The organism is Acinetobacter sp. YH01018, assembly GCF_013420295.1.
GTDB lineage: Bacteria > Pseudomonadota > Gammaproteobacteria > Pseudomonadales > Moraxellaceae > Acinetobacter.
In genome coordinates this window covers 63,127-89,523 of the sequence record NZ_VOYL01000001.1, presented here as the reverse complement: position 1 = coordinate 89,523, position 26,397 = coordinate 63,127, and the positions used below count along the sequence as shown (strand labels likewise).

At 42.5% G+C, this 26,397-nt stretch carries 19 protein-coding genes; 11 read left to right on the top strand and 8 right to left on the bottom strand.

The window, feature by feature from the left end:
* Window positions 1-168 precede the first annotated feature (168 nt).
* A complete protein-coding gene (prfA, locus tag FTT83_RS00395; protein WP_180044288.1) occupies window positions 169-1,257 on the top strand; it encodes a peptide chain release factor 1 in 1,089 nt (362 codons plus the stop codon).
* Window positions 1,257-2,075: a peptide chain release factor N(5)-glutamine methyltransferase gene (gene prmC / locus FTT83_RS00390; RefSeq protein ID WP_180176110.1), complete on the top strand. Its 819-nt coding sequence runs from the start codon at window positions 1,257-1,259 to the stop codon at window positions 2,073-2,075. Before prfA ends, prmC begins: the two co-directional genes overlap by 1 nt.
* Before the next feature lie 37 nt (window positions 2,076-2,112).
* Here the strand turns inward: prmC and FTT83_RS00385 are convergent, their stop codons facing one another.
* The 4 genes from FTT83_RS00385 to FTT83_RS00370 form a co-directional block, all read right to left on the bottom strand.
* Entirely contained in the window at window positions 2,113-2,943 is an 831-nt protein-coding gene (locus FTT83_RS00385) for an ABC transporter permease (RefSeq protein ID WP_180044284.1), read from the bottom strand.
* The gene (locus FTT83_RS00380; protein WP_180044282.1) at window positions 2,943-3,911 is read right to left on the bottom strand and encodes an aliphatic sulfonate ABC transporter substrate-binding protein; all 969 of its coding nucleotides are present in this window, start codon (window positions 3,909-3,911) and stop codon (window positions 2,943-2,945) included. Before FTT83_RS00380 ends, FTT83_RS00385 begins: the two co-directional genes overlap by 1 nt.
* 526 nt (window positions 3,912-4,437) lie before the next feature.
* Window positions 4,438-4,791: a hypothetical protein gene (locus tag FTT83_RS00375; protein ID WP_180044280.1), complete on the bottom strand. Its 354-nt coding sequence runs from the start codon at window positions 4,789-4,791 to the stop codon at window positions 4,438-4,440.
* Window positions 4,792-5,004: 213 nt separating this feature from the next.
* Window positions 5,005-6,024, bottom strand: coding sequence for an AraC family transcriptional regulator (locus FTT83_RS00370; protein WP_086197284.1), 1,020 nt, complete (start codon window positions 6,022-6,024; stop codon window positions 5,005-5,007).
* A gap of 156 nt (window positions 6,025-6,180) precedes the next feature.
* On the opposite strand from FTT83_RS00370, the gene FTT83_RS00365 reads away from it, so the two are divergent.
* The 7 genes from FTT83_RS00365 to FTT83_RS00335 all read left to right on the top strand — a co-directional run bounded on the left by FTT83_RS00365 (window position 6,181) and on the right by FTT83_RS00335 (window position 13,426).
* Entirely contained in the window at window positions 6,181-6,951 is a 771-nt protein-coding gene (locus FTT83_RS00365; protein ID WP_180044278.1) for a 3-hydroxyacyl-CoA dehydrogenase, read from the top strand.
* A gap of 278 nt (window positions 6,952-7,229) precedes the next feature.
* Entirely contained in the window at window positions 7,230-8,366 is a 1,137-nt protein-coding gene (locus tag FTT83_RS00360; protein WP_180044276.1) for an acyl-CoA dehydrogenase family protein, read from the top strand.
* 240 nt (window positions 8,367-8,606) lie between these two features.
* The gene (locus FTT83_RS00355; RefSeq protein WP_180176109.1) at window positions 8,607-10,253 is read left to right on the top strand and encodes an AMP-binding protein; all 1,647 of its coding nucleotides are present in this window, start codon (window positions 8,607-8,609) and stop codon (window positions 10,251-10,253) included.
* 150 nt (window positions 10,254-10,403) lie between these two features.
* Window positions 10,404-11,159 carry a HesA/MoeB/ThiF family protein gene (locus FTT83_RS00350; protein WP_218948958.1) on the top strand — a complete coding sequence of 252 codons (756 nt, stop codon included), beginning with the start codon at window positions 10,404-10,406 and terminating at the stop codon, window positions 11,157-11,159.
* A gap of 58 nt (window positions 11,160-11,217) precedes the next feature.
* Window positions 11,218-12,516 (top strand): AarF/ABC1/UbiB kinase family protein, encoded by a 1,299-nt coding sequence (locus tag FTT83_RS00345; RefSeq protein ID WP_180176108.1) that lies wholly within the window; start codon window positions 11,218-11,220, stop codon window positions 12,514-12,516.
* Between the two features lie 135 nt (window positions 12,517-12,651).
* The gene (gene folB, locus FTT83_RS00340) at window positions 12,652-13,032 is read left to right on the top strand and encodes a dihydroneopterin aldolase (protein ID WP_180044268.1); all 381 of its coding nucleotides are present in this window, start codon (window positions 12,652-12,654) and stop codon (window positions 13,030-13,032) included.
* Complete coding sequence (locus tag FTT83_RS00335) at window positions 12,989-13,426, top strand: 2-amino-4-hydroxy-6-hydroxymethyldihydropteridine diphosphokinase (RefSeq protein ID WP_180044266.1); 438 nt, start codon at window positions 12,989-12,991, stop codon at window positions 13,424-13,426. Before folB ends, FTT83_RS00335 begins: the two co-directional genes overlap by 44 nt.
* Before the next feature lie 251 nt (window positions 13,427-13,677).
* On the opposite strand, the gene FTT83_RS00330 is transcribed toward FTT83_RS00335, so the two are convergent.
* The 4 genes from FTT83_RS00330 to FTT83_RS00315 form a co-directional block, all read right to left on the bottom strand.
* Window positions 13,678-15,300, bottom strand: a complete 1,623-nt coding sequence (locus FTT83_RS00330) for a S8 family peptidase (RefSeq protein ID WP_180176107.1) — start codon at window positions 15,298-15,300, stop codon at window positions 13,678-13,680.
* 547 nt (window positions 15,301-15,847) lie between these two features.
* Window positions 15,848-16,174, bottom strand: a complete 327-nt coding sequence (locus FTT83_RS00325) for a pyrimidine/purine nucleoside phosphorylase (protein WP_086197291.1) — start codon at window positions 16,172-16,174, stop codon at window positions 15,848-15,850.
* Between the two features lie 753 nt (window positions 16,175-16,927).
* Window positions 16,928-17,563, bottom strand: a complete 636-nt coding sequence (gene coq7, locus FTT83_RS00320; protein ID WP_180176106.1) for a 2-polyprenyl-3-methyl-6-methoxy-1,4-benzoquinone monooxygenase — start codon at window positions 17,561-17,563, stop codon at window positions 16,928-16,930.
* A gap of 4 nt (window positions 17,564-17,567) precedes the next feature.
* Window positions 17,568-18,890 carry an MFS transporter gene (locus FTT83_RS00315; RefSeq protein ID WP_180176105.1) on the bottom strand — a complete coding sequence of 441 codons (1,323 nt, stop codon included), beginning with the start codon at window positions 18,888-18,890 and terminating at the stop codon, window positions 17,568-17,570.
* Between the two features lie 177 nt (window positions 18,891-19,067).
* On the opposite strand from FTT83_RS00315, the gene FTT83_RS00310 reads away from it, so the two are divergent.
* Both FTT83_RS00310 and FTT83_RS00305 read left to right on the top strand, forming a co-directional pair.
* Complete coding sequence (locus tag FTT83_RS00310) at window positions 19,068-21,794, top strand: autotransporter assembly complex family protein (RefSeq protein WP_180176104.1); 2,727 nt, start codon at window positions 19,068-19,070, stop codon at window positions 21,792-21,794.
* A gap of 38 nt (window positions 21,795-21,832) precedes the next feature.
* Window positions 21,833-26,347, top strand: a complete 4,515-nt coding sequence (locus FTT83_RS00305; RefSeq protein ID WP_180176103.1) for a translocation/assembly module TamB domain-containing protein — start codon at window positions 21,833-21,835, stop codon at window positions 26,345-26,347.
* Window positions 26,348-26,397: the final 50 nt, after the last annotated feature.

Sequence of the window (26,397 nt, the reverse complement as noted above, 5' to 3'; positions counted from 1 at the left end):
TATCAATACAGTTCTTATCTTAAAAAAATCCCTTTCTACATGTGGTTTTGTCCCCACAATATCTATGTCATTTAACCCTTAGAATCGTTACACTAGGCACAATTTTTTTGCGCTGATCTATGTCCTATAAGGCATGGGGATAGCCTTTGTATTGAGATATTTAGCAAAATGAAAGAATCGTTACGTTTACGATTAGATCAACTTTCTGACCGTCATGAAGAATTAAACGCATTACTTGCCGACGTTGAAGTGATTTCAGATAACAAACGCTTCCGTCAATTGTCACGTGAACATAGTGACCTATCCGAAATCACCGAGGTCTGGACTAAATTCCGTCAGGCAGAAGAAGATATACAAACTGCTGAAGCCATGTTGAGCGATCCTGACTTTAAGGAAATGGCTCAGGAAGAAATAAAAGACAATAAGGCGCTGCTGGAACAACTGGAAGCAGACTTAAATATTCTGATGATTCCGAAAGATCCAAATGATGCCAACTCGGCTTATCTGGAAATTCGTGCCGGAACCGGTGGTGATGAAGCTGCCATCTTCTCGGGCGATTTATTCCGTATGTATAGCAAATATGCTGAAACTCAGGGCTGGCGTCTGGAAATCCTGTCTGAAAATGAAGGTGAACACGGCGGTTATAAAGAAGTCATCTGCCTGATTAATGGTGAAGGTGTTTACGGTCGCTTAAAATTTGAAAGTGGTGCACACCGCGTACAACGTGTTCCTGCAACTGAATCTCAAGGTCGTGTGCATACTTCAGCATGCACAGTAGCAATTTTGCCTGAAGTGGATGTGGATACTTCGGTAGAGATTAACCCGGCAGATTTGCGTATTGATACTTATCGTGCATCGGGTGCAGGTGGTCAGCATATTAACAAAACCGATTCGGCAGTCCGTATTACTCACATTCCAACCGGTACGGTGGTTGAATGTCAGGATGAACGTTCACAGCATAAGAACAAAGCCAAAGCCATGGCACTTCTGGTTTCACGTCTGGAAAATGCCAAACGTGCGGCGGCAGATGCGGCAACTTCGGAAATGCGCCGTGACCTGGTGGGTTCCGGGGACCGTTCGGAACGTATCCGTACTTATAACTATCCGCAAGGTCGTATGACTGATCACCGTATCAACCTGACTTTATATAAGCTGGATGCCGTGATGGAAGGTGACTTGACCGAATTGCTTGACAGTTTGCATCGCGAATATCAGGCAGACCAGCTGGCACTTCTTGCACAGCAGAATGGTGGCTAATGAATATTGCACAGGCTTTGGCCTTACGTGGTGATGCAGAAAGCTATGAACGCCAGGAAAATGCGTGGTTACTTGAGCACATTACCAAAATTGATGCTTTTGATTTGCCATTGAAAAAAACTCTGGAATTAACAGCAGAGCAAGAACAGGCATATCGTAATGGCTTGGCACGTATTGCAGCAGGTGAACCTCTGGCTTATGTCACGGGGTCACAGCCATTCTGGACACTGGATTTAAAAGTCACCAAAGACACCTTGGTGCCACGTCCAGATACAGAAGTACTGGTCGAAACGGTACTGAAACTCGATTTGCCTGAAGATACCCGAATTGTCGATTTAGGCACCGGAACTGGAGCCATTGCCTTATCTCTTGCTAGTGAACGTCCGGATTGGTCTATTACGGCAACCGATATCTATGCACCGACTCTAGAAGTTGCTCAGTTTAATGCTGAAAAGCATGATCTTGGGCATGTGCGTTTTGTTTGTGGTTCCTGGTTTAAACCTCTGGGCCGTGAATTCTTTGATGTCATTGTTTCCAATCCGCCGTATATCGATGCAGATGATATCCATATGCAGGATTTGGCGACTGAACCGGAGCGGGCTTTGGTAGCAGACAAACATGGTCTGGCAGATTTGGAGCAGATTATCCAGCAGGGCAAAAAGCATTTAACCGTCAATGGTTGGGTGGTGCTGGAACATGGTTATGATCAGGGTGAGGCGGTACGGCATATCTTTACTCAAGCCGGTTTTAAGCAAGTGCGTACGGTAAAAGACTATGGTGGTAATGACCGTGTCACTTTGGGGCAATGGCTACATTAATCTTAAAAAAGATAAAAAATAAAGCGCATCATGCGCTTTATTTTTTGACTACATCCCGCCAGCGTAACAGCCATTTTTCAGCAATTTTCATTAAGCTATCCGTCATTTTGCCTAAAATAGCCAATAAAATAATTGCAATAATGACAATGTCAGGTCGAGAGGTTTCCCGTCCATCACTGAGCAAATAACCAATCCCTTGAGTGGCCGCGATCAGTTCAGCAGCAATCATAAACATCCAGGACAAGCTCAGGCTGTTGCGTAAACCGGTTAAAATACCCGGGGATGCTGCCGGAAGTACAATCTCCTTGATCTGTTGCAGGTATTTCAGACGGTAGACTTGCGCGACTTCAATCAGCTTGCGGTCTACGCCCTGAATCGCTGCAACGGTATTGGTATAGGTCGGGAAAAATGCGCCGATGGCAATCAGGGTAATTTTGGATGCTTCATCGATGCCTAACCACAGCAGTAACAGGGGAATCCAGGCCAGACTTGGAATCGACTTAATCGCTGAAAAAGAAGGTTCTAAAAATTCTTCAGCTTGCTTGTTTAAACCGACCAAGATGGCGAAAACCAGCGCAAGTCCACTGCCAATAAAGAAACCTAGAAATACCCGCCAGGTACTGGTCCAGATATGTAGCCACAAATCACCTGTAGACAGTTCTAATAACGATTGCCATAAACTGCTGGGTGCGGGGAGCAGGTAGGGTGCTATAAAACCGTTTCTAACCAAAATTTCACACAGGATCAACGCAAGAACAGGGATGACCAGCCCCTTCAGCTTGCTTAATAATTTAAGCAAGCCAGGCGCTGGGATGCTATCCACTTTAGGTTGAATCGGTGCCTTATTCGTTGTTACAGACGAACTCATTATCTATTTACAACCTTGTTTGCATATTTTGCATCAAACAGTTGATCAATCACCTGATTGACATTAGTGCCTTTACGAACTAAATCCTCTTCGGTCAAAATGGTTCCTGATTTTTTCAATGCATTGAGATGTTTTACAGTTGGGATGTTTTGCTCAAAATTGGTACGGCTGAGTTGCAGTTTGGCCACAGCAATAGGCAATTTCGATTCCCGTGCCAGCAATTCGGCCAGTTTGGCTGGATTGGCTTTGGCCCATTTACGTGCCTGTTCATAAGCTTTAATCACCGCTTCGATGGCTTCCGGGCTTTGGCTCGCAAATTGCTCCCTGGTACTTAATACGCTGTAACTATTAAAACCGACATTTCGATACAGCAGTTTTGCACCTGACTGGACTTGTGCAGAAGCCATTAGTGGATCTAAACCTGCCCAGGCATCGACTTGGCCACGTTCAAGCGCCGTTTTACCATCTGGATGTTGCAAATGTACAAGCTGAACATCCTTTTTATTTAAGCCTGCTGTTTCCAGTGCCTGTAAGGTAAACAGGAAAGGGTCTGTACCTTTGGTGGCGGCAATTTTTTTTCCTTTTAAATCTTTTAGGTTTTTAATGGGAGAATTTTTTGCAACCAATAAGGCCGTCCATTCAGGCTGACTCTGGATGTAGACGGTTTTAATCGGACTGCCATTGGCACGGCTGAGTACGGCTGCCAAACCGGCGGTTGAGGAAAAATCTACACTGCCACTATTTAAATATTCGAGTGAACGGTTACTCCCTTGACTAAACACCCATTTAATCTGGGTTTTAGGTAAAGCTTTTTCCAAAAGTTTTTGTTCCTTCACCACCAAACTGGTCGGAGCATAATAGGCATAATCCAGCTTTAGCGTATCAGGTAGGGCTGCCATGCTATATTGACTGACCAAGCCGAATGTGATCGCTGTGAGTATTTTCGTTTTGAAACCAGAATTTTGCATATAAGTCCCGATAGAATGATTTGAATGAGATGCGGCAAATACTGCCAGTAACTCAAGGGATAAGACAAAAGAGTAATTTTTATAAAATTATCTTAATTCTGGATATATTGAATTTTGTGAAATAAGTTTATGAATTTTAATGAATTTATTTTGTATGTTTAAATATTTTGCACTTTATATCAAAAAGTTACATCAGTATGAATAAAAGTAAAATATGAAACAATTAAGAAAAATGAGATTTTGTAATTTTAATGTAATTACTATGTAATTACATTAATGGTTGCGTTTGGCGATTGCTGAAAACAAAAATTTAAAGTAAATAGTCAAAACTATGTTTTTAAATGGTAATGCAACCTGCCAACAGGATGTGATGAGTAATTCAGATCTGTCTGGTGTAGCATAAGAGAGGTAAGTAGAAAGAATACGTGGTCAGATCTATTATTGGGGCGTGATATAAAATCAAACAAATTAAATTGATTTAAAAAAAGCGACTCACTGGAGTCGCTTTTTTTAATGGGTTTTAGATTTATATTAGAAAATCTTGTAAACCATCAGATATGTCTAAGTGTGCAAGTGCATCGGTTTCAAGGGCTAAACAAAGCGCCACAATTTTTGCTGTATCTGCAAGATATTGCTCATCTTTTAAAGCTACGCCAGTTTGTAAAGCTTGAATACGATCAGCACTGATATCCAGTGCCTGAGCGGATTCAATGGCATCTGCACGATTGAAGAAATTGACCACCACATTTTGAAGTGCAGAATCAGCAGTATTTAAAATACCTTGATTGAATAACTCATCAAATTGACTGGTGTGAGAATTGAGAGAATGAGTAAAATTTTGCACCAAGCTTTGCTCTAGTACATCAATCATTTTAAGCATGTCAGAACCTTTAATATAAGGTGATTTAACAGGGAGATTACAGCAGGGGTGGCATAAAGATATGCCTTTAAATTGGTTGAAAAGTAATCTATTTTGTCGCTTTTTGCAAATAAATTCCGACGAAAAATGCATCATTTTTTAAGTCAATGAAAAGCAAAGAATTATTAAATTTTTAGAAAAGCAGCTATATTCTTATGGCTTATATTGAATTTATTACTCCTTATTTTGCCGATAAGCCCCGGGACTGACGCCGGTCCATTTTTTGAAAGCACGATGGAATGCACTCGGATCGTGAAAGCTGAGTTCATCACTAATTTGTTGCAAAGTTTTCTCTGTTTTGGTCAGAAATTCAATGGCGGTATCACGCCGGATATCATTTTTAAGTTGTTGATAGCTTACCCCTTCGCTTTTTAAACGTCTTTGCATGGTGGCATCCGAAATATTTAAGCGCTGGGCAATTTCATTCAGTTCTAACCATTCCGCAGGTGGAACATTCATTAAATGTTTACGGATTTGAGAACTAATGGCATGTGGATTTTTAAAGCGCACCAGCAGGTTATGCGGTGTCTGTCTAATAAACTGATGCCATGACTGTTTGTCCTGTTTGATCTGAATATTTAAATAATTGGCATCGAACTGGATATAGTTTTCATGGCTATTGTATTGAATATTTTCACAAAAACGGACTTTATAGTCCTGATCATCCAGTGGTGCATCACATTTGAGCTGAATCTGGTTCAGTAAGACCCGTTGTCCGCTTAACCAGCACATCAAAGCATGAATCAGCATTAAATAGGTGGCATAGCTGAACATTCTTTTGGTGTGTTTCTGTTCATAAATCACAATATAGGCATAGTTTTCCTGCACAGATAATTGACTGATAAAATCATCCAGTACCAGATTTAAAAACTGCAAAATTTGCTGTAGGGCTTTTTCCAGGGTTTCGGCATGCATGACCGATTGTGATAACAGTTTAAAACTGCCGCGCCGCATTGGGTGGCTGTCCATCCCAAAAAACTCGTCATTCATGACATCTGCCAGTTCGGTCCAGAGCTGGGCATATTGTGAAACTGAAACGCGAGCCTTACTGGAATGCAGCAACTCAACAGGAATACCGGATTTGAGCAAGATATTTTGCGTGTTCAATCCCTGATGCTGCGCCGATAAAAGCGCTTCATGCACCAGACTGATCGAGATTGTGCCTTTACTGTAATTTAAGTCTTGTTCATTCATGTACAGATGTCCGTATTCCGTATTTTTACTACCGTGACCTGGATTGTCCAAATCCATCATAAAAGATGCAAGGTTTGGAAATTGTACTCTAGCTGAACTGCCTTTACTCTGCATCTTAAGTCGAGTGTTTATTCAAATAATTAACAGGAACAAAAAATGAAAATTCAAGGAAAAGTATTTGTCGTGACAGGCGGTGCATCGGGTTTGGGTGCAGCCACAGCCACTTATCTGGTGGGTCAGGGCGCTCAGGTGATTATGGTGGATATGAACCAGGAGCTGGGTCAGGAAATGCAGCAGCGCTTGGGTGAGCATGCAGTTTTTGTCAAACTGGATGTGACCGATGAGCATTCAGTCAAAGTTTTCTTTGAAAATATTGAACAGCAGTATGGTCAGTTAAATGGTTTGGTGAACTGTGCCGGGATTGCACCGTCTGCCAAAGTGTTGGGTCGTGATGGCATTCATGATCTGGGTCTGTTCCAGAAAGTATTGAATATCAATGTCAGTGGTACTTTTAACATGATCCGTTTTGCGGCAAGTTTGATGGCGAAATATCAGTTGCAGCCAGGTGAAGAAGAGCGTGGGGTGATTGTCAATACAGCTTCAGTGGCTGCATTTGAAGGGCAACTCGGGCAAGTGGCTTATGCTGCTTCTAAAGGTGCTGTGGTGTCCATGACTTTACCTCTGGCACGTGAACTGGCGCGTGAGGCGATTCGGGTGATGACGATTGCACCAGGCATTATGGAAACACCAATGCTGAAAGCCATGCCGCAGAATGTGCAGGAGGCTTTGGGTCAAATGGTGCCGTTTCCATCGCGTTTGGCCAAGCCGGAAGAGTTTGCACATCTAGTCGGACATATTTTTGAAAATACCTATTTGAATGGTGAAGTGATTCGTTTAGATGGTGCGATTCGTATGCAGCCTAAGTAATTATTGATAATTGCAGCGGCATGACGGAGTCTTTTCAATATGTAATAAAACTCTGTTTAACCTTCGGTTCGACCTACTTTTCTTTCGGGAAAAGTAGGCAAAACCATCCCCATTCGCAAAACCTGTTTAATCAAAATTACAGTCCTCTGTCTCTCGGAAACATTATCTTTTAGATGTATTTCAGGTTGCGAATGGGATTGTCGTGTATCAAATATTTCTTAAATTTTTATAAATAAAGAATTTTAAAAACTGAATGTGAAACATGAGAGGGAAGCTCAATGATTTTAAATGACGAACAAAAGATGGTTCAGGACATGTTGCGGGATTATTCGCAAAACAAGTTAAAACCTACTGCCGCAGAACGTGATAAAACTGCGCAATTTCCCGCACAAGAACTGAAAGAACTCGGTGAGCTGGGTGCTTTGGGCATGACCGTATCCGAACAATGGGGCGGTGCGGGTTTGGACTATGTTTCGCTGGTGCTTGCCTTGGAAGAAATTGCTGCAGGTGATGGCGCGATTTCAACCATTGTCAGTGTGCAAAACTCTTTGCCGTGTGGCATTACCCAGCGTTACGGTACAGAAGCACAGAAACAGAAATATCTTACCAAACTGGCTACAGGTGAATGGCTCGGATGTTTTTGTCTTACCGAACCGCAAGCTGGTTCCGATGCCGGTGCACTGGAATGTAAGGCAGAACGTGATGGAGATGCATGGGTATTGAATGGCACCAAACAGTTCATTACCACAGGCAAACATGCCCAAGTGGCGATTGTCTTTGCTGTGACCGATAAAGCCGCAGGGAAAAAAGGCATCTCCTGTTTCCTAGTTCCTACAGACACAGAAGGCTATATTGTTTCGCGTCTGGAAGAAAAAATGGGACAGCATTGTTCAGATACCGCCACCATCATTTTTGAAAATTGCCGGATTCCTGCCGAAAATTTATTGGGTAAAGAAGGTGAAGGTTACAAAATTGCCCTATCTAACCTAGAATCAGGACGAATCGGGATTGCCGCACAATCGGTCGGCATGGCGCGTGCTGCACTCGATGCTGCTGTGGACTATGCCAATCAGCGCAAAGCATTTGGGGTAGAAATTGTACAGCATCAGGCCGTTGCATTCCGTCTGGCAGATATGGCCACGCAGATTGAAGCGGCACGACAACTGATTTTCCATGCAGCAACTTTAAAAGATGCCGGCTTACCGTGTTTGAAAGAAGCTTCTATGGCCAAGCTGTTTGCATCCACCATGGCGGAGCGGGTGTGTTCCGATGCCATTCAGATTCATGGCGGTTATGGCTATGTCTCGGATTTCCCGGTAGAGCGGATTTACCGCGACGTACGGGTTAGCCAGATTTATGAAGGGGCTTCGGATATTCAGCGCCTGGTCATTGCACGTGAGGTGACTAAAATCTAAACCGGCTAAAGCTTCAAATGGCTAAATTCTAGACTTTAGTCGGTGTTCAAATCCTGCACATTTTCTGATGGATAAGGAAATTGCAGGAGCTGGAGAATCATGGTTATCTAAGTCAACTGTGAAGTAAAAAACTTAAAAATGCTGAATCAGCTTTGGCATTTTTAGAGTCAGAACAATAAGCAAAATGGATCAGCAAAGCAGAAGCTTTGTTTATAAAATAACGGATGAGAGGTTGTCGTCATGAAGACACTACAACAAGCATATCAAGAGTTTAATTTTGATGATTTTCTTGCACAGCAACTGGTCGGTACGGCTGAGTCAGTCAATGCCTATGTTGAATGTTGCGAGCGTTATCTCGGTTTAAACAAAACGGCCTTAATCTGGGAAGGCAAAAACGGCGAGTCCGCAGAGTGGACATTTGAACAACTGGCAGAAGCCTCTGGAAAATTGGCAAATTATTTTGCATCCATAGGCTTAAAAGCAGGTGATTGCATTGCCGGTTTATTGCCGCGTACGCCTGAACTGCTGATTAGCATTTTAGCCACCTGGCGTATGGGTGCAATTTACCAGCCATTGTTTACAGCTTTTGAATCCAAAGCCATTGAGCATCGGATTAATACTGCCAAAACCCAATTGATTGTCACCAATGCAGAACAACGCTCAAAACTGAACGGTGTCACTGTACCGCATATTTTAACAGTCCATCCACAAGATGCTTCAAGTCATGCAGATGCCGATTTCTGGGCAGAACTGGCGCAACAGTCAGAATCTTTTGAACCAGTAATGCAGACTTTTGCAGATGATTTCCTGATGATGTTTACCTCAGGAACCACGGGTTTGGCAAAATCGGTGCAGGTTCCTTTAAAAGCACTGCTGGCATTTAAAGGCTATATGATCCACGCGGTGGATTTGCGTGAAGAAGACTCTTTCTGGAATCTGGCCGATCCGGGTTGGGCTTATGGTTTGTATTATGGTATTACCGGACCTTTAAGCTTGGGGCATAGCATTATTATGGATGAACGTGCCTTTAGTGTAGATAACGCCGTGCAGATCATTAAAAAGCATAAAGTCAGTAACTTGACTGGTTCACCAACGGCATTTCGGATGTTTTTCGGATTCAAGGAAAAATTTGATCCATCGATTAAAGAACATTTACGTGCCGTCAGTAGTGCCGGTGAGCCATTAACCCCAGAAGTGATTCACTGGTTTAATCATGATTTGAATGTGAATATTTATGATCAATATGGCCAAACTGAACTGGGGATGGTGATTGCCAATCATCATGCTTTAGAACATGAAAAGAAAGTCGGTTCTGCAGGTTTTGCTAACCCGGGTCATCGTTTTGTGGTCTTGAATCAAAACTACGAAGAAGTGGAAAAAGGCGGTATTGGTACCTTGGCTATTGATTTTTCGCAATCACCTTTAACCTGGTTTAAAGGTTATGGCGGCAATAACCGTAAATCATTCGTTGGGCATTATTATTTAACTGGTGATACGGTGAAATTAAATGAACTGGGTGGGGTAGATTTCATCGGACGTGCTGACGATGTCATTACAACGTCAGGCTATCGTGTGGGTCCTTTCGATGTGGAAAGCACTTTACTGGAATGTGCTGAGGTTTTGGAATCTGCAGTTATTGGCAAGCCAGACCCGGAACGTACCGAGGTGGTGAAAGCTTTTGTCGTGCTTAAACCGCAATTTGCGGCTTCGGATGCGTTAAGCCATAAACTTCAGGAATATGTGCGTTCACGTTTGTCTAAACATGCCTATCCTAAAGAAATCGAATTTGTCGAAGGTTTACCTAAAACCACGAGTGGTAAAATTCAACGCAATTTACTCAAGCAGCAGGAAATTGCCAACATGCAAGGAATTCAGAAAGTCAGTTAAACCTTTTTCGTTTTTTTAAGTTTCATGCTCTTGCACCCGAAAGGGTGCTTTTTTTAGTCCTATGCAAAATTCATTTTGAACTATAATGGCTGTCTGGTTTAAGCAAACGCAAGTAATAGACAGGATAAGCAAGTGACCCAAGCACTCGACATGGACCTAGAGTTAAGCGATGAAGAAATGCATCTTTACAGCCGGCAAATTCTGCTGGATGGTTGGGACATTGAAGCCCAGGAAAAACTGAAACTTGCCAATGTCCTGATTGTCGGTTGTGGTGGAATTGGCTGTACTACAGCTGAACTTCTTGCTCGGGCAGGTGTAGGAAAAATCACCTTAATTGATGCTGACACTATTGAAATGAGTAATCTGCAACGGCAAATAGCCTATGTGGAAGACAATATCGGTTTCTATAAAGCTGAAATACTGGCCAAGCGTTTAAAGCAGATTAATCCGCATATCCGTGTTGAATCTCAAACAGTAAAACTGGACGAGAGCAATGCAGAAGCATTAATTTCAACTCAAGATCTGGTTTTAGATGGCTGTGATAATTTCACTACACGTTATCTCGTCAACCAAAGTTGCAAGCAATTCAATGTACCTTTAATCAGTGCTTCAGCGATTGGTTTTCAGGGACAGCTGTTTATGGTAGAAGACGAATCGGCCTGTTATGAATGTCTATTTCCCAAAGAACAGCATGCCAATGAAAACCTGCGCTGTGCAGATTCAGGCGTATTAGCTACGACTCCGAATGTTATGGCGAGTTTGCAGGCGCATCATGCTTTACTCTACTTGGGTTTGGGCAAAACACCACTGAAGCAAAAACTGATGCTCTGGGATGGATTAAGCATGAAACAACGTCTACTGGCTTTCGAAAAAGATACAGATTGTCCAATCTGTCAGGCAAGATAGACCTGCAAGACCATATTTTTTTGCTACACTCGCTATAATTTAATTCTAAGCTGACATTATGAAAAACAATATCTGGTTAGATGGCCTGCGTTCAGTTGCCCGTGTCGGGGAAACGGCTGTCATTGCAGCAAAAGCAGGCTTTAAATACGCCACAGAAAAACCAAGTAACGCCAAGCTGATGCGTGAAACTTTTGAATCCTTAGGTTCAACCTATATCAAGCTTGGACAGTTTATTGCCAGCACACCTTCCTTGTTTCCACGTGAATATGTGGAAGAATTTCAGGGCTGTTTAGATCAGACCCCATCATTGCCTTTTAGTTATGTACAAGGCGTATTGGCCTCTGAGTTTGCAGGTCGAAATTTAGATGAAATTTTTGCTTCCATTGATGAAAAGCCTTTAGCCTCGGCTTCTATTGCACAGGTTCACGCAGCCAAACTCGTGACTGGTGAAGATGTTGTTATTAAAGTGCAAAAACCGGGTGTGGAAACCATTCTGTATACCGACTTGAATGTCTTGCACTGGGCCACCAAGATTTTGGAAAAAGCCGTACCGAAAGTGAAATTTGCATCACTTGCCGATATTGTCGAGGAAATTAAAACTCGGATGGTACGCGAAGTCGACTTTATTGAAGAAGCGCAAAACCTGGATGATTTCGTTAATTATCTGAATATAACGCAAAACCAGAAAGCTACTGCACCAAAAGTTTATCATCAATACTCAACCCGCCGTGTACTGACCATGCAGCGCTTATATGGCGTGCCATTGACCGATTTTGATGTAGTAAAAAAAGTGGCTAAAGACCCATCTCAGGTGCTCATTACCGCCATGAATACCTGGTTTGGCAGCTTGATGATGTGTAACAGCTTCCATGCAGACCTGCATGCCGGAAACCTGATGCTGCTTGAAGATGGCCGGGTCGGCTTTATCGATTTTGGTATTGTGGGCCAGCTAAAACCTGAAGTCTGGACAGCTTGTATCGCCTTCATGGATGCGCTGCAAAAAACCGATTACACCTTAATGGCTGAAAACATGCTGAAAATGGGCATGACGGACAAGAAAATTGATACTCAAGTTTTGGCGGCTGACTTAGAACGTCTGTTCAGTGGTGTCCTTTTGGCTGATCCTCAAGAGTTACTCACTTCCAATCCTGCTGATTTAAACGACATCATGATGGATATGGTGGGAGTGGGCGAGCGTCATGGCATTCGCTTCCCGCGCGACTTTGCCTTGCTGTTTAAGCAAATGCTGTATTTCGATCGTTTTATGCGCATTCTTGCACCATATACAGATATCTATGCAGACCAGAGATTGCAAATGGTGCAAACTCTTGACCCAAATGTATTATTAAAACATTAATTTAATCCCTCCCGGCCTCCCTTTGATAAAGGGAGGAGTGCTTCATTGCTAAAAAATATAAGTGATGAAAGTCCCTCTTTTCTAAAGAGGGATTTAGGGAGATTATTTATAAATATCATATTCTCGAGTGATCAAATGGACGCAATTATCATTGAAGGTTTAAAGGTTGAAACAGTGGTGGGATGTTTCAATTGGGAACGTCAAATCATGCAGCCTTTAATGCTGGATATGACCATCCAGACCAGTCTGGAACAGGCTTCCAATTCGGATCAGCTGGAACATACGCTAAATTACGCTGAAATTTGCGAGATTTCTGCCAAAGTCATTCAGGAAGCCAAGCCTGAATTGATTGAACATGCAGCAAAACTTGTGCTAAATGCGCTTTTTACTACCTTTCCCACAGTAGAATCGATTATGATTACCATCCGTAAGCCTGCCATTATCGCGCAAGCAAATTCTGTAGGAATTCGTCTTGAACGCCACCGAAACGATATTCGCCTTAGCTCTGGCGAGTAATTGTCATCCCCAACAGCATTTTCAAAACGCTATGAAACAAATCTCTGGTTTGGGAGAGGTTCAATTCTCTCAAATTTATGTGATTCCGTGTCGTGATGCGGTGGGGGCGGATTACTGGAATGCGGCGTGTTTGTTAAAAGCTGTAATGTCGGTGGATGATATCATTGCATTATTAAAAAGAATGGAAGCGGATTCTGGTCGGGTACGGCCTTCACATCAAATTTCATTGGATATGGATTTAATTGCCTGGGGACAGGATTTACAGCACATGCAGTTTAATCCTAAAAAGTTGCCGTTGGCTCTAGATGTTAAAATACCGATGCTGGATATTTGGCAAAGTAGCGATTTCCAGCATGAAAATCATCAATTTCCAGTGGTCAATTGGACAAATTAAAATTAATTCCCTTATGTATCAGAAAATTTAGTTGATTAAAAATAGCCTAAGCAAAATAAGATAGCTTGATGACTTAATTTGCTCCACTAGGTAATAAAAATTGAGTAGCAGCATGTGATTAATCCTCAAAAAACCACCAACAGTATTACAATCTAAATGCTATTTAGTGGTAATTGAGATCTATGGGGAAGTGCCAATCATTCTATAAAAAACGCAACCTATAAAGTTGCGTTTTTTATTTCAAGGATTATTTAACGGTAAATAGTAATGGAGCTGACCAAATTACTGCTGGCTGCATAGGTCAGGTTGCTTCCACTAATATTGTTGACGTTAAAGGTAGTCTGCGTTGCACTTTTGATGGTGCCGCTATTGATTTGGCATTGCCCCAAGCTGTTTGTCGTACAGTTAAGATTGCTGCCACCTACAGAGAAACTGCCAGTTACTGTTGCATTCGGCACGGCAAGGTTATTGCTATCGACCACAGAAATGGTCACATTGGCACGCCATGTACCGTTGCGATAACGTAGGGTTGTTGCATTGAGTTTGCTGATATGCGCAATAATACTTGGTACTGGGGTGATGGTCTGTGTGTCTATCAAGTTATAGAGCAATCGGTTTGGGCTACTCATCGGATTTTGAATCAGATTTATAGTACTTTGGTTGAGCAGTTGATCAGTAATACTTTGCGGTGTTGCAGTACTGTTATTTTCTAGCATTGTCGCGACTACGCCTGCAACATGTGGCGAAGCCATTGAGGTTCCGCTGGCAGTTGCTGCCGAGCTATTGCTACCAATCCAAGCAGAGGTAATCTGACTGCCTGGAGCGAAAAGATCGACACAACTGCCATAGTTCGAGTAGCTGGCACGGGTATCGGTTGAATCTGTGGCAGCAACGGTAATGGCTTTGCCCGCGCGAGCAGGAGAGCTGGTACATGCATCGGTATTTGAATTGCCTGCAGCAACCACTGGTACATAGCCGTTATTAAACAGGTTATCTATAGCAGTATCGAGGGTACTATAGGCACTGCCACCGAGAGACATATTCACCACTGCGGATTTTCGACCATTTTGAATAATCCAGTCCAGTCCGGCAATCACACCGCTCATAGCACCTGAGCCTGCACAATCGAGTACCCGTACAGGTACCAAGCCCACATTTTTTGCGATTCCATAAGTACTGCCACCTACAGTGCCAGCCACATGTGTACCATGGCCGTTACAGTCATTGGTGCCATTGTTATCGGCAATTGCAGAATAACCGGTTTGTACACGACCGTTAAATTCCTGATGTGAGGCTAAAATACCGGTATCGACAATATAGGCATTCACCCCAGAACCGGTTTTGTTATAGTTAAATGATTTGCTTAGTGGCAAATTGTGCTGGTCAATACGATCCAGACCCCATACAGGATTGCTTTGCGTGATTGTATTAGTCTGCATCAGAGTATCTTCTTCTACATAACTGACTTGCGGATTTTTCTGCATAGCCGTAAGGAAAGCTGACGTAGCCTGTTCTGGAATACGTACGGCAAAACCACGAATCGCCCGGTTATACGTAAATAAAACTTGCCCCCCATGCTGTTTTGCTATTGCTGCAGCAGCTTGTGCAGGGAGATCTGAACCCGCCTGGAGCACTACAATATACTGGTTCTTGATGGGTGAAGCTGTTGTCGTGCTGGTCAATGTGGGTGCTAATACGGTCGGTGAAGAGTTTGCTGTCGTTGTGCTGGGTGTGGAAACTTGTTGGTTGGTCAGTACTTGATCTTGTTTTACTGCTGTTGTAGCAGCTTTATTCGATGGTGTGCTTACCGCATAAGCCAGGACAGCAACAGCTGAACTTGCTGCAAAGATGGAAATTTTATGGATCCTGTTCATTCGATACTCCTGACCCCAACCATAGCGGCTGAAAATTTAATTAATAAAATAGGGTAATTGTCATGCATTGTTCTGCTCAAAAGATAGCAGAATAAAATGAAGTTTTAATGGCATCATCAAATAATAATTTTTCTCGAAATCTGTTTTTTATTGGTTTTTTAAATGTTTCAATGATGTTTTGGGACGAGAAATATATGTGATTATAAGTTGATTGAGCATAGAATTTTCTTTATTTACTGTTCCAACTTGTTCCTGGAGAAAGATGATCTGGAATTTTTGTTAATAAGTATCGGGTGATTTTTACTTCGTTTTGTAAGCATTTGCTCACATGAATTTAAGGTTATAGCGTCTATTTGAAATACTGGAAATTTTATATGTTGAGTTCAACAAGAACAGGAAGTTCTGCAAAAGAATTATAACAAACAAGCACAAGGACCGTCAGGTACGACAGGAGTTATACCGAGCGAACTCATACGAAAAAGCCCGACAGGATGTCGGGCTTTTTTTATTGTCGACTAATTAATGTGTAATAAGGATGTTACCAAACCTAACGGTCTTCCAGATGGCAAACGTAATCGACAATATCATCCGTGATAATTTTAAATTGGGTTTTTTTAGGCACATAAAAAGATTCACCAGCATGATAGGTTTGGCTCTCTGTATTGTTGCCAATTTGAACCAAACACTTCCCTGAAACAATTTCTATGCGTTCAGCGACCACAGTTTCAAAAACCAGAGGACGCTCTGTGGGCAGAATCACACCTAAGGTTTTTTTTCTTCCATCTGTTAACTCAATTACATGGCTGATAGAACAGCCATCAAAATGGATGTTTGATTTTTTCTGGACAGAGACAAAATTGAACTGGGTAGACATACCTTGCTCCTTAAATTATTTTTGTTGTTAGTTTTTTTGTTCTTTATGCAGCTAATATTTATTTTTATAAAGGATACGAATGAATTTTTTTATATGTTTTGGTCATCGTATTGTATAAATTTTACAAAAATAGAAGCTTTACAGGGTGCTATAAAAACCTATCCATACCATTAAAATTTTAGACACGTGTTGTAAGCTAAAACTCACAAGGAAGGAGGTTTATTTCTAATATTTTTAGATTTATTTTTTGGATAGAAAAGTCTTTTAAAAACAATTTATTGTAAAGGAGTAAGACATATATAAATAATACCCTGCCTATAAAATCCTAAAAAACATCATGTTGATCAGATGATATCTACTAAGAAATCACTTTATTCTGCTGATGAAATATAAAAGCTTAATAAATCAGACTGGTCTTTGCAATAAACAATGATCTGGCATAAAAAATTGCTCAGGTCAGCAGTGTCATCGACAATTATCCCGTGCTGAACATTTTATTGATGCAATTTTATTGGGGGAGCTCAGAATCTTTCTGCCCATTTTTATCGGAATCAAAGCTTATCCCTTGGGAAAATATGTACTGCTGATTCTGCTTGCCTGCTTTATCATCATGATATTGATACTGTTCTTGCGGTGGTGGTCTGTATCTTATTGTTTCAGATTATGTATTTTATAGTCGTTCGTTAGAAAAAATCGTGATGAATAGACATAAAAAAGCCCACATTCAAGTAGGCTTAATCATGCAAATGTAGATTAAATATAATAACTGGTCTTGGTCATCAGTTTGGAAATAGCGGTCATGGTAATACGGACCGGTATTGGCAAATCTACACCGCCAGCCTTCAGTGCGGTATCTCGATGATGCAATTCATCTTCATTCATTTGCACCAGTATTTTACGTGAACGTTCATCCTGTTCAGGTAACTGACTGATATGATGCTGTAAATGCAAGCTCACCTGACGTTCGGTTTCTGCCACAAAACCAAGGCTATATTTATCTCCGGCAATACCGGCAATCGCACCCATGCCAAAAGACAGGCCATACCACACCGGATTGAGCAAACTGGTGTGGCTATCCAGTTCTTTTAAACGGTCTTCACACCAGGCCAAATGATCCTGTTCTTCAATTGCAGCTTGTTCCATTTCACGGCGTACATTCGGGAGTTTGGCTGTTAATGCCTGACCATGATAAAGCGCTTGGGCACACACTTCACCACTATGATTGACCCGCATTAAACCGGCCACATGGCGTGCTTCACTGACACCGAGTTTGGTTTCAACTTCATTTCCCGGGTTTTCACGGTGTGCAGAGGTTGTGCCCGGAACCAGGCTGCGTAGTGCCTGGTCAAATGAATGAATAAATTTGTCAATACCGGTATATTGGCGCATAAAATTAATCCTCTAAAGCATCTTGTTGCTGTGCTGCAAGCATGGGCTTGAGCTTAAACAAGAGCCATGTAGTGAAAATGGCGCTTAGAATCGCTGTGATACTAAAAAGTATTTTAATATCAATCTTAAGCACACTTAAGATGATAATAGAAAATATAGCAGAGGATACCATGAATACGGCATTGAGAATGTTGTTTGCAGCAACTACACGTGCGCGATGTGATGGCGGCGAAAAAGCCTGCATCATGGCATAAAGCGGTACGATATAAAAACCGCCACTAATCCCAAGTAATGTCACAGCAAGCATGACATGGTAATAACTCCAGCCTTGGGTAAAGACATCTTTCAAGCTGAGCAATTCACCGCTACGTTCCGGTACAAAAGCCAAACTCGCTGCCAGATAAAAAGCAAACACGGTTAAGCCAATCGCTCCTATCGGAACCATTTTCAAATTGACTTCTGTACCACCAATTCTGCGGCACAATAACGAACCAATGCCAATCCCGACAGAGAAGAACGTTAATAGCAGGCTGACTACATTTTCAGAGGCGTGCAGGTTTTGTTGAGTTAGCTGCGGAATTTGGGTGAGATAGGTCGCGCCATAAAACCAGTACCAGGAATTGCCGAGTAAAATCAGGAACACGATTGGTAAACTTTTGGCATAACCCAGGGTTTGAAAGCTGGTTCTAAAAAAGTTCCAGTCAATGTGTACGTCTGGTGAAGTCACCTTTTGTTTTAAGACAAAACGACTGGAAAAATATCCCAGCAAGGCAATCGTCACAATCGTTAAGCTGATCCACAACAAATTGCCGTCCGAGGCAGAAATGACCGCACCGCCTAAAATCATCCCGACTAAAATGGCAATTGAAGTTCCTGACTGAAATAAGGCATTTCCGGACATCAATTCATTGGGCTTTAAAATTTCTGGCAAAATGGCATATTTGATTGGTCCGAAGAAAGTCGAGTGAGTACCCATTAAAAATAAAGCCACTAATAAAAGCCACAAATGACCGAGTAAAAAACCCGCCGAGCCAATCAGCATAATCACGATTTCGAGAATCTTGATGCCCCGTACAAGTTGTGAACGTTCGTATTTGTCGGCAATCTGTCCGGCTGTGGCAGAGAAAATGAAATAGGGTAAAATAAACAACAAGGCTGCAAGGTTATTCAGTGTGCTTACGCTGGCAGTTTGCTGGTTAATCCAACCATAGGTAATGACCAGTAATAAGGCTTGTTTATACACGTTGTCATTCAGGGCACCAAAAAATTGAGTGACAAACATCGGTAAAAACCGGCGTGTGCCTAAGAGATGTTCATTTTTTTCCATGGTTTGTGGACTTCATTAAGTTTTATTAAGAAATGTGAGCATTTGGTAAAACACTATAAAAATCATGTATGATGTTTTTAACCTATACTTTAGTGAAAATTCCAATAGATTTGAGTTTGTTAGCGAGCTTTCATTGGGCATTTCCATTACAAATATTATATGAGTTTAGAGTTTTTTATGCTTTCGAAACTGAATTTTAAAAAGACGACGCTTACTTTAAGCGTCAATTCCATTTTACAGTGGAACAATGAGCATAAACGATTCGGACTCAGTATTTTACTCATGTTACTGGCTCAACACGGTTTTGCACAAGTGACTCAGCCAAATAGCATCATCACTGAAGCGGAATTTCAGCAACAACTCAAAAATGAAGCTATTCAGCAGGGTGTGGGCAGTAGTGCAGAATTGGAAAAGCCAGAAAACATTCAGCAAACTCCGATTGAACCTGATAGCTTGCAAATGCTGGAGCAGCAAGAACAGGCAACCCAACCTCTGGAAGAATTCAAGCCGATTGAATTTGAGGATCTGGAAGAACTGCCGATAACCCCTGTCAATGCAGAAATGGCAAATGAAATTTTTCGGGTTGCCGAAGAGGCGAAACGAGAAGCCCAGCAATACCGCGCCGGTCAGAGCACAGAAGTAGCCGTTTCTGATGCCACACAACAAGAGTTGGTTGAAATTAATCAGGCACCGGTAAATATCGATCAGTTGATGTCGAATATTGAGGCAGATAGCCAGATTGTGGTTGAAGCCAATGCAGCCGGTAAAACTTTACCTGAACTGGCCCCCACTGATGAAATTGAAGAACCGAATTTCTTTAAACGCTGGTTATATAAAATACGCCCGCCGCGTCAGCTAAATACTGCCAAGCTGGATCGTATCAGTGCCGATGTGATTATTGTCCCTACAGCAAATAGTAGCGATGTTTCAGCCAAAGCTTATGCGCAGGCTATGGAAAATCTGAAAGAAAATATCAGAGCTAAACTTTCCAGTTTTACCCGGGAATCTTTTAGTGATTTCCCTTCAGCATTGCCGCAGCTGAGGACATTGTCAAATCAGGCTGCACAAGCAGTTGGCTTTTATAATGCCGAATTTAAATTCGAGAAACTCAGTGAAAGTCGTGTTCGGGTCAGAGTAACGACAAATGCACCGGTACAGATTAAAGCACAGAATATTGAATTTAGCGGTGCAGGAGAAAACCAGCCCCAGTTTCAGGTGATCCGGCTTTTGCCCGATCAGGATGTAGGCGATATTTTCAACCATGGTCTATATAAGGAAACCAAAAACCGTATTAGCGATGCCGCAACCAACAACGGTTACTTTGACAGCTATTGGCGCCTGCATGATGTAAAAGTAGCCCAGCCACAAAATACTGTCGATGTGAACCTGCGCTATGAAACGGGCGAACGCTACAAGTTAGGCCCAGTCGAATTCCGCATGAGTGATCCGTCACAGCCATTTCCAATTGATATGGATGTTCTGCAAAGTATGGTTTCCTGGGAGGATGGTGCCGATTATACTTTCTGGCGTGTCAATGGTTTAGCCAATAACCTCACCAACTCGCGTTATTTTAATTACACTCTGGTGGATGCAATACATCCAGATCCAGTTGAGAAAGCGCTGGAACTGCCGCCCGATATTCAGGCTTTGGTCGATCAGCAAAAAATATCTGAAAGTGAGGCTACCGTTCAGGATAAAAAACGGGTCGCTTCCGCTAAAGAAGTCACCCAATCTGTAGCCGATGAAACCCAGTTTGCGGGTCAAGAGGAAACTGAAGGGGATGAAAATCTTCGTCAGATGCGTGCACAGCAGGAAACCAAACAATCTGAAGAAGAGCGATTAAAAGTTCAGGCACGTGAAGAGAAGAAAGTTCCAGTGATCGTGACTTTAAATGCTGATCGTTTAAATAGTGCAGAACTAGGGGCAGGTTATGGTTCCGATACAGGAGCACGATTACGTGCTCAGTACCGCCGTGCCATCGTCAACCGCCGTGGACATTCTTTTGATGCCAACATGGAAGTGTCGCAAATTCGCCAGTCTATCGACGGACGTTATAATATTCCCTATAACGATCCTATCAATGACTACATCAGTATCGTTGGCGGTTATGAACGTGAAGAACGTGATGACGTGGCACAGGGGAATAGCCTGAAGATTGAATCTGCTGTGGCTGGTGCTGACAGAATTATTAAAAGACCGCGTGGTAGCTGGCAACATACTTTTGGTCTCCGTTATCGTTTGGACCAGATTACCCAACAGGGAACCATTAATACCAATGAAATTCCTGATGCATTTATTGCCAATGCCAATGACCAGCAGCAATCTTTATTGTTGGGTTATGAGGCATCACTTGCGACCAGCGATAAACGGGTCAATCCGGGTAAAGGCTTTAAGCAGACCTATAAGGTCGAACTTGGCAGTGAGTCATTATTGTCTGATGCTGATATGGCCATTCTCAATGCAGGCTGGCGTTTTATTTATTCATTGGGTGAAAATGATAGTCACCAGTTTGTCGGGCGTGGCGATTTGGGTTATATCCTGACCCAGGATTTTAGCAAGGTGCCTTATAACCTGCGTTACTTTACTGGTGGTGACCAGACCGTACGTGGTTTTGACTATAAAAGTCTATCGCCGGAAGAAAATGGATTTAAAATCGGTGGTCAGGCTCTGGCTGTGGGATCACTTGAATATAACTATCAATTTAAAGAAGGTTGGCGTGCAGCCATTTTTAGCGATGTCGGCAATGCTTACGATAAAGATTTCAATACGCCTACTGCATACAGTATGGGCTTGGGGCTGCGTTGGGCATCGCCAATTGGCCCTATTCGTATAGATGTTGCTTCAGGTATTTCTGATGACAATCATCCAATACGTCTGCATTTCTTTATTGGTTCACAATTATAAATACTGGTTTTTATAAATCTTAGTTTTTAGAGAGTATTATGGCTGAAGTAGAACAGCAACCGGAAACGGAAACACCTAGACCGAAAAAGCGTCGTATTTTAAGGAGTGTGCTATTCACATTGCTTATCGTGTTTGTGTTGCTGATTGCTTCTTTTGCCGTGATGTTTAGTACCGATAAAGGCAGCAAATTCTTGCTGGACCGTGTTTTAGAGCGTCAGCAAATTATTCATTATGAATATGAAGGCGGTAATCTGCTCAGCGGTATTATCCTAAAAAATATTTTAGTCATGCTCAAACCTGTAGACGTTAAAATTGACCGAGCAGATGTCACTCTGGGCTGGCGTGCCATCCTTAAAAAAGAAATTCATCTGAATCGTGCCGATGTACGTAATCTGCAAATTATCACTAAACATCCACCGAGTGATAAACCATTTAAATTTAATGAAATCCGTTTGCCCTTTGTTTTGCGTCTAGACACGGCAGATGTCGATCATCTGCTGATTAAAACTGCTTCGGCAAGTGTAAAGTTTCACGATATTCACCTGAATGACGCGCTCTGGTCAGGTACTGAATTGCAGTTTGAAGATTCCCGGATGGATATGGGCTACCTTTCGGTGAAAAATGCCACGGGGAACATGAAGTTTGAAGGGAAATATCCTTTACATGCTGTGGGTGATCTGAACATACCTGCACTGCATAAAAATCTAAATATTTATGATATCAAGGTGGTAGCAACAGGGTCTTTAGACACGATTCAGGCAGGCGTTGCGACCAATACCCCAGACCTGTTAACCGGTTGGGTGGTACTGCATCCGGTACGCAAACATGTGCCGATGTTTGGCGAGTTAAATTTAAAAAAATATCATTGGCCATTACTGACAGAACAAAAGCTATATACCAAAAATGGCGTGGCTAAATTTAATGGTGATATTCAGCGTTTAAATATCGATGCCATTACAGATTTAAGCGGTAAAAATATTCCGCAAGGTCAATATAACGGCAGTATGCATACCGACTTGGTGCATCAGCTCGACATTAGCAATTTAAATGGTCAGTTGATGAGTGGTGCGGTGAATGTTGCAGGCGTGGTGAGCTGGAAAAATCATGTCACTTGGGACATGAATGGCCGTGTCGATAAAATTAATCCCAAAGATAAACTGATTCCGCAAATCATCCAAGACTTTCTACCTCCAACTCTGGATGCCAAAATTGCCTCTAAAGGCCGTTTGCAAAATGGTCTGCATTTAACCGCATTGGTAGATTTTGACCGTTATGAAACATGGAATCTAAAGCTCGATCAGGCCGAACAAAAAGGCAAAAAACTCAATCCGATGCTGCTGAATGTGGCCTGGCAAAATATTGATCGCGCTGTGCCTTATGTGGGCTGGTTAAGCAGTAAATCGGGTGACGTAAAATTGGCGCTGGTTGAAGGCAAGCAGGATATTCATGTCACCACTACAGTGACCAAAAATGATAAGGGCAGGTTGCCTGAAGGCTTGTATACTGCCCAGCTCAATTTCAAAAATAATGACTTGAATATCCCGAGTTTTAGTTATGTAGCAGGTAAAGGTAGTTTAAGCGGTAGTGCCAAAGTAGATTTGCCGACCAAAAAACGTCAATTGAAATGGAATGCCATTCTCAATGCCAAAGATTTTAATCCACAAACTGTTGCGGTGGCTGCACCGGTGAATCTGCTCAATGGACAGGTAAAAGCCAATGGTTTTGCCAAACCGAATCAGCAGATTATTCATTTGAATGCGATTAATTTAACCGGTCGCCTGGCGCAGCAAAATAACAACGAAACTGTACGCTTAACTGGTCGTAGCACCATCGCCCTTTTATTTAATACCCAAAAAGCGGGTGGTGCATTTAAAAGTTTTGCTGTCAATTATGATGGCGCACTCAATGCCAGTCAAATTCCGGCCAGCGAAGGCATGCTCAAGTTCAAGATCTCCGGTACACCTGAACTGGTTAAAGTCGATGAACTGAAACATTCAGGTATTGCCGGAAAAATTTATGCCAGTGGTCTGGTCTATCTTAAAAATGGTTTGGGCTGGAATATCAATGCCTCTTTAGTACGTTTTAAACCGCATTATTTTGTCTCATCTGTGCGCGGTGAATTGTCCGGTAACGTGAAAACTGAAGGGGTTTGGTCGGACAACTTAAAACGTATTAATATCCAGAAACTGAATATAGCCGGTATCATCAACAATAAACCTGTTCGCGGAACAGGAAATCTAGCGATGGTGATTAATTCAAATCAAAAAGGCTTCCTGCCACAACAGTTTGAAGCGAACAACTTGTATCTTTCTTATGCCAAAAACCAGCTTCAGGCCACAGGCAATGCACAGAATCTAAGGCTGAAAATCAATGCGCCGGCCTTGTATGAAATATACAGTGGACTTCGTGGCCGTGCTTATGGCTATTTAAATGTGCAATCACAACCACGCCTGCAAGCGACGGCCAATCTGGCGGTAGATGATTTCGGTTTTAACCAGTTATTCAGTGTTAAAAAATTACGTGTACAAGGCGAGCTGCCGACTTCTGAGTCGGCTCCGACCTTGATGACTGCAAAAATGGAAAACTTGCGTAGTGGTAAGCGTGAGATTCAGCAGGGTGAAATTTCACTGGCCGGAACGCGTAAGGCCCATATCCTGAAAGTACAAGCACAAAACAGACTGTCTAAATTTTATGTGCAATTGGCTGGTGGTTTTAATGCACAGAATGACTGGTTGGGACAAATCCAGAAAGGTGATTTTGACTCCTTGCGCGCACGTTTGGTGCAACGTCAGAATGCCTCGGTAATTTATAGTTCTGCTAAAAGCGAATTGTTTGTCGGTGCGCATTGCTGGTCGAGTCAACAAAGCCAGTTGTGTTTTGACCAACCGATTCGGGTCAGTAAAACCAGAGGTAATGTTTCATTTATTACCCGTAATGTCGATTTAAATGACTTTGCTGCTTTTATGCCAGAAGGTCTGGAAATTACCGGTAAGGTCAATGGTTATACCAAAGCTACTTGGGCACAAGGCAGCAAGCCAAAAATTGATGCCAGACTGGTTAGCCGTAATGGTGTGATTGGGCTGGCAGCTGAAGATCCACAAGATATAGGATCTACACTTAAATATAATGAAATTGCTGTGGTGGCAAAAAGTATTGCTGCGGGTTTACAGGTTCGTTTAGATGTTAAAACCCCTGAAATTGGTACCGGTTATGCCAATGTCATTATCGACCCTTATAAAGACAGAATGCCGATGCGCGGTGAGATCGCCTTCGATCAGGTACAACTGAAAGTCTTTAAGCCATTTATGCGGGATGTCCGTTCCCTGGCGGGCAACTTGTCTTTTGCTGGAAAAATTAGCGGTACTTTAACGCAGCCTTTGCTGAATGGTGAAATGCGCCTGAAAGATGGTGCGATCAGCATGATTTCCTTGCCGGTGAATTTAACCAATATTCAGGTCTATTCTTCCATTCGCCAGGATCACGCTACCATTAACGGTGCATTTAATAGTGGTCAAGGTGCAGGTGCATTGACTGGTAGTGTAAATTGGAAAGATGATCCCCGCATTCAGTTGCATTTAAAAGGTGAAAACCTGCTTATACGTCAGGCGCCGTTAATTACCGCCGTAGTTACGCCGGATTTGTCTTTAGATGTGCTGCCATTTAAGAAGAAATTAAGCTTAAACGGTAAGGTGGATGTGCCACGTGCGTTGATTTCGATGCCTGAAGCTTCCGCACCGGTAATCAATGTGTCTTCAGATGTTCGAATCGTGCGTGAAGGACAAGACCAGCTTGCAATATTAAGGGCAGCCCGTCCTTGGGATATCCGTGCCGATGTGATGGTTAATTTAGGTAATCAGGTAATTTTCCAGGGCTTTGATAGTCGTATTCCACTGGCCGGACGTTTGTATCTTTCACAACGTGGACTTGAAACCGCCATGCGTGCTAATGGTGCAATTGGGGTCAGTCAACGGGTAAAAATTGAAGCCTATGGACAAAGTCTGGATTTGAATCGTGCGATTTCACGTTTTAACGGTCCTTTATATAACCCGACCCTGGATATCGATGCTAATAAGACTGTACAAGGTAGTCTGGTTGGGGTGCGTGTAACAGGCACAGCAACCAGTCCGAATATTCAGGTCTATAACGATGCCGGATTGTCTGAACAGGAAGCCTTAAATGCCATCATTACTGGCCGTATTAATGAGGGGGCTAGTGGTATTAGTCAGGAAGCGGGCTTTAAGTCCGATGTCAATAATACCATTGCGGCTGCCGGAATCAGTATGGGCTTAGGCGGTACACGCGCTCTCACCAACCAGATTGGACGTACTTTTGGTCTGAGTGGTCTGGCGCTGGATGCACAGGGAACGGGAGATGATACTCAGGTCAGTGTGACAGGTTATATTACACCGGATCTGTTCATCCGTTATGGTGTAGGGGTGTTTACACCAGTGAATAAATTGACCTTGCGTTATCAAATGAATAAACGTTTATATCTGGAAGCGAGCCAATCGCTAGAACGTGCGATAGACGTGTTCTATAACTGGCGCTTCTAATGGCTTGAGAATATAAATTCTCAACTATTTGTTATATTTAAAATTTTATC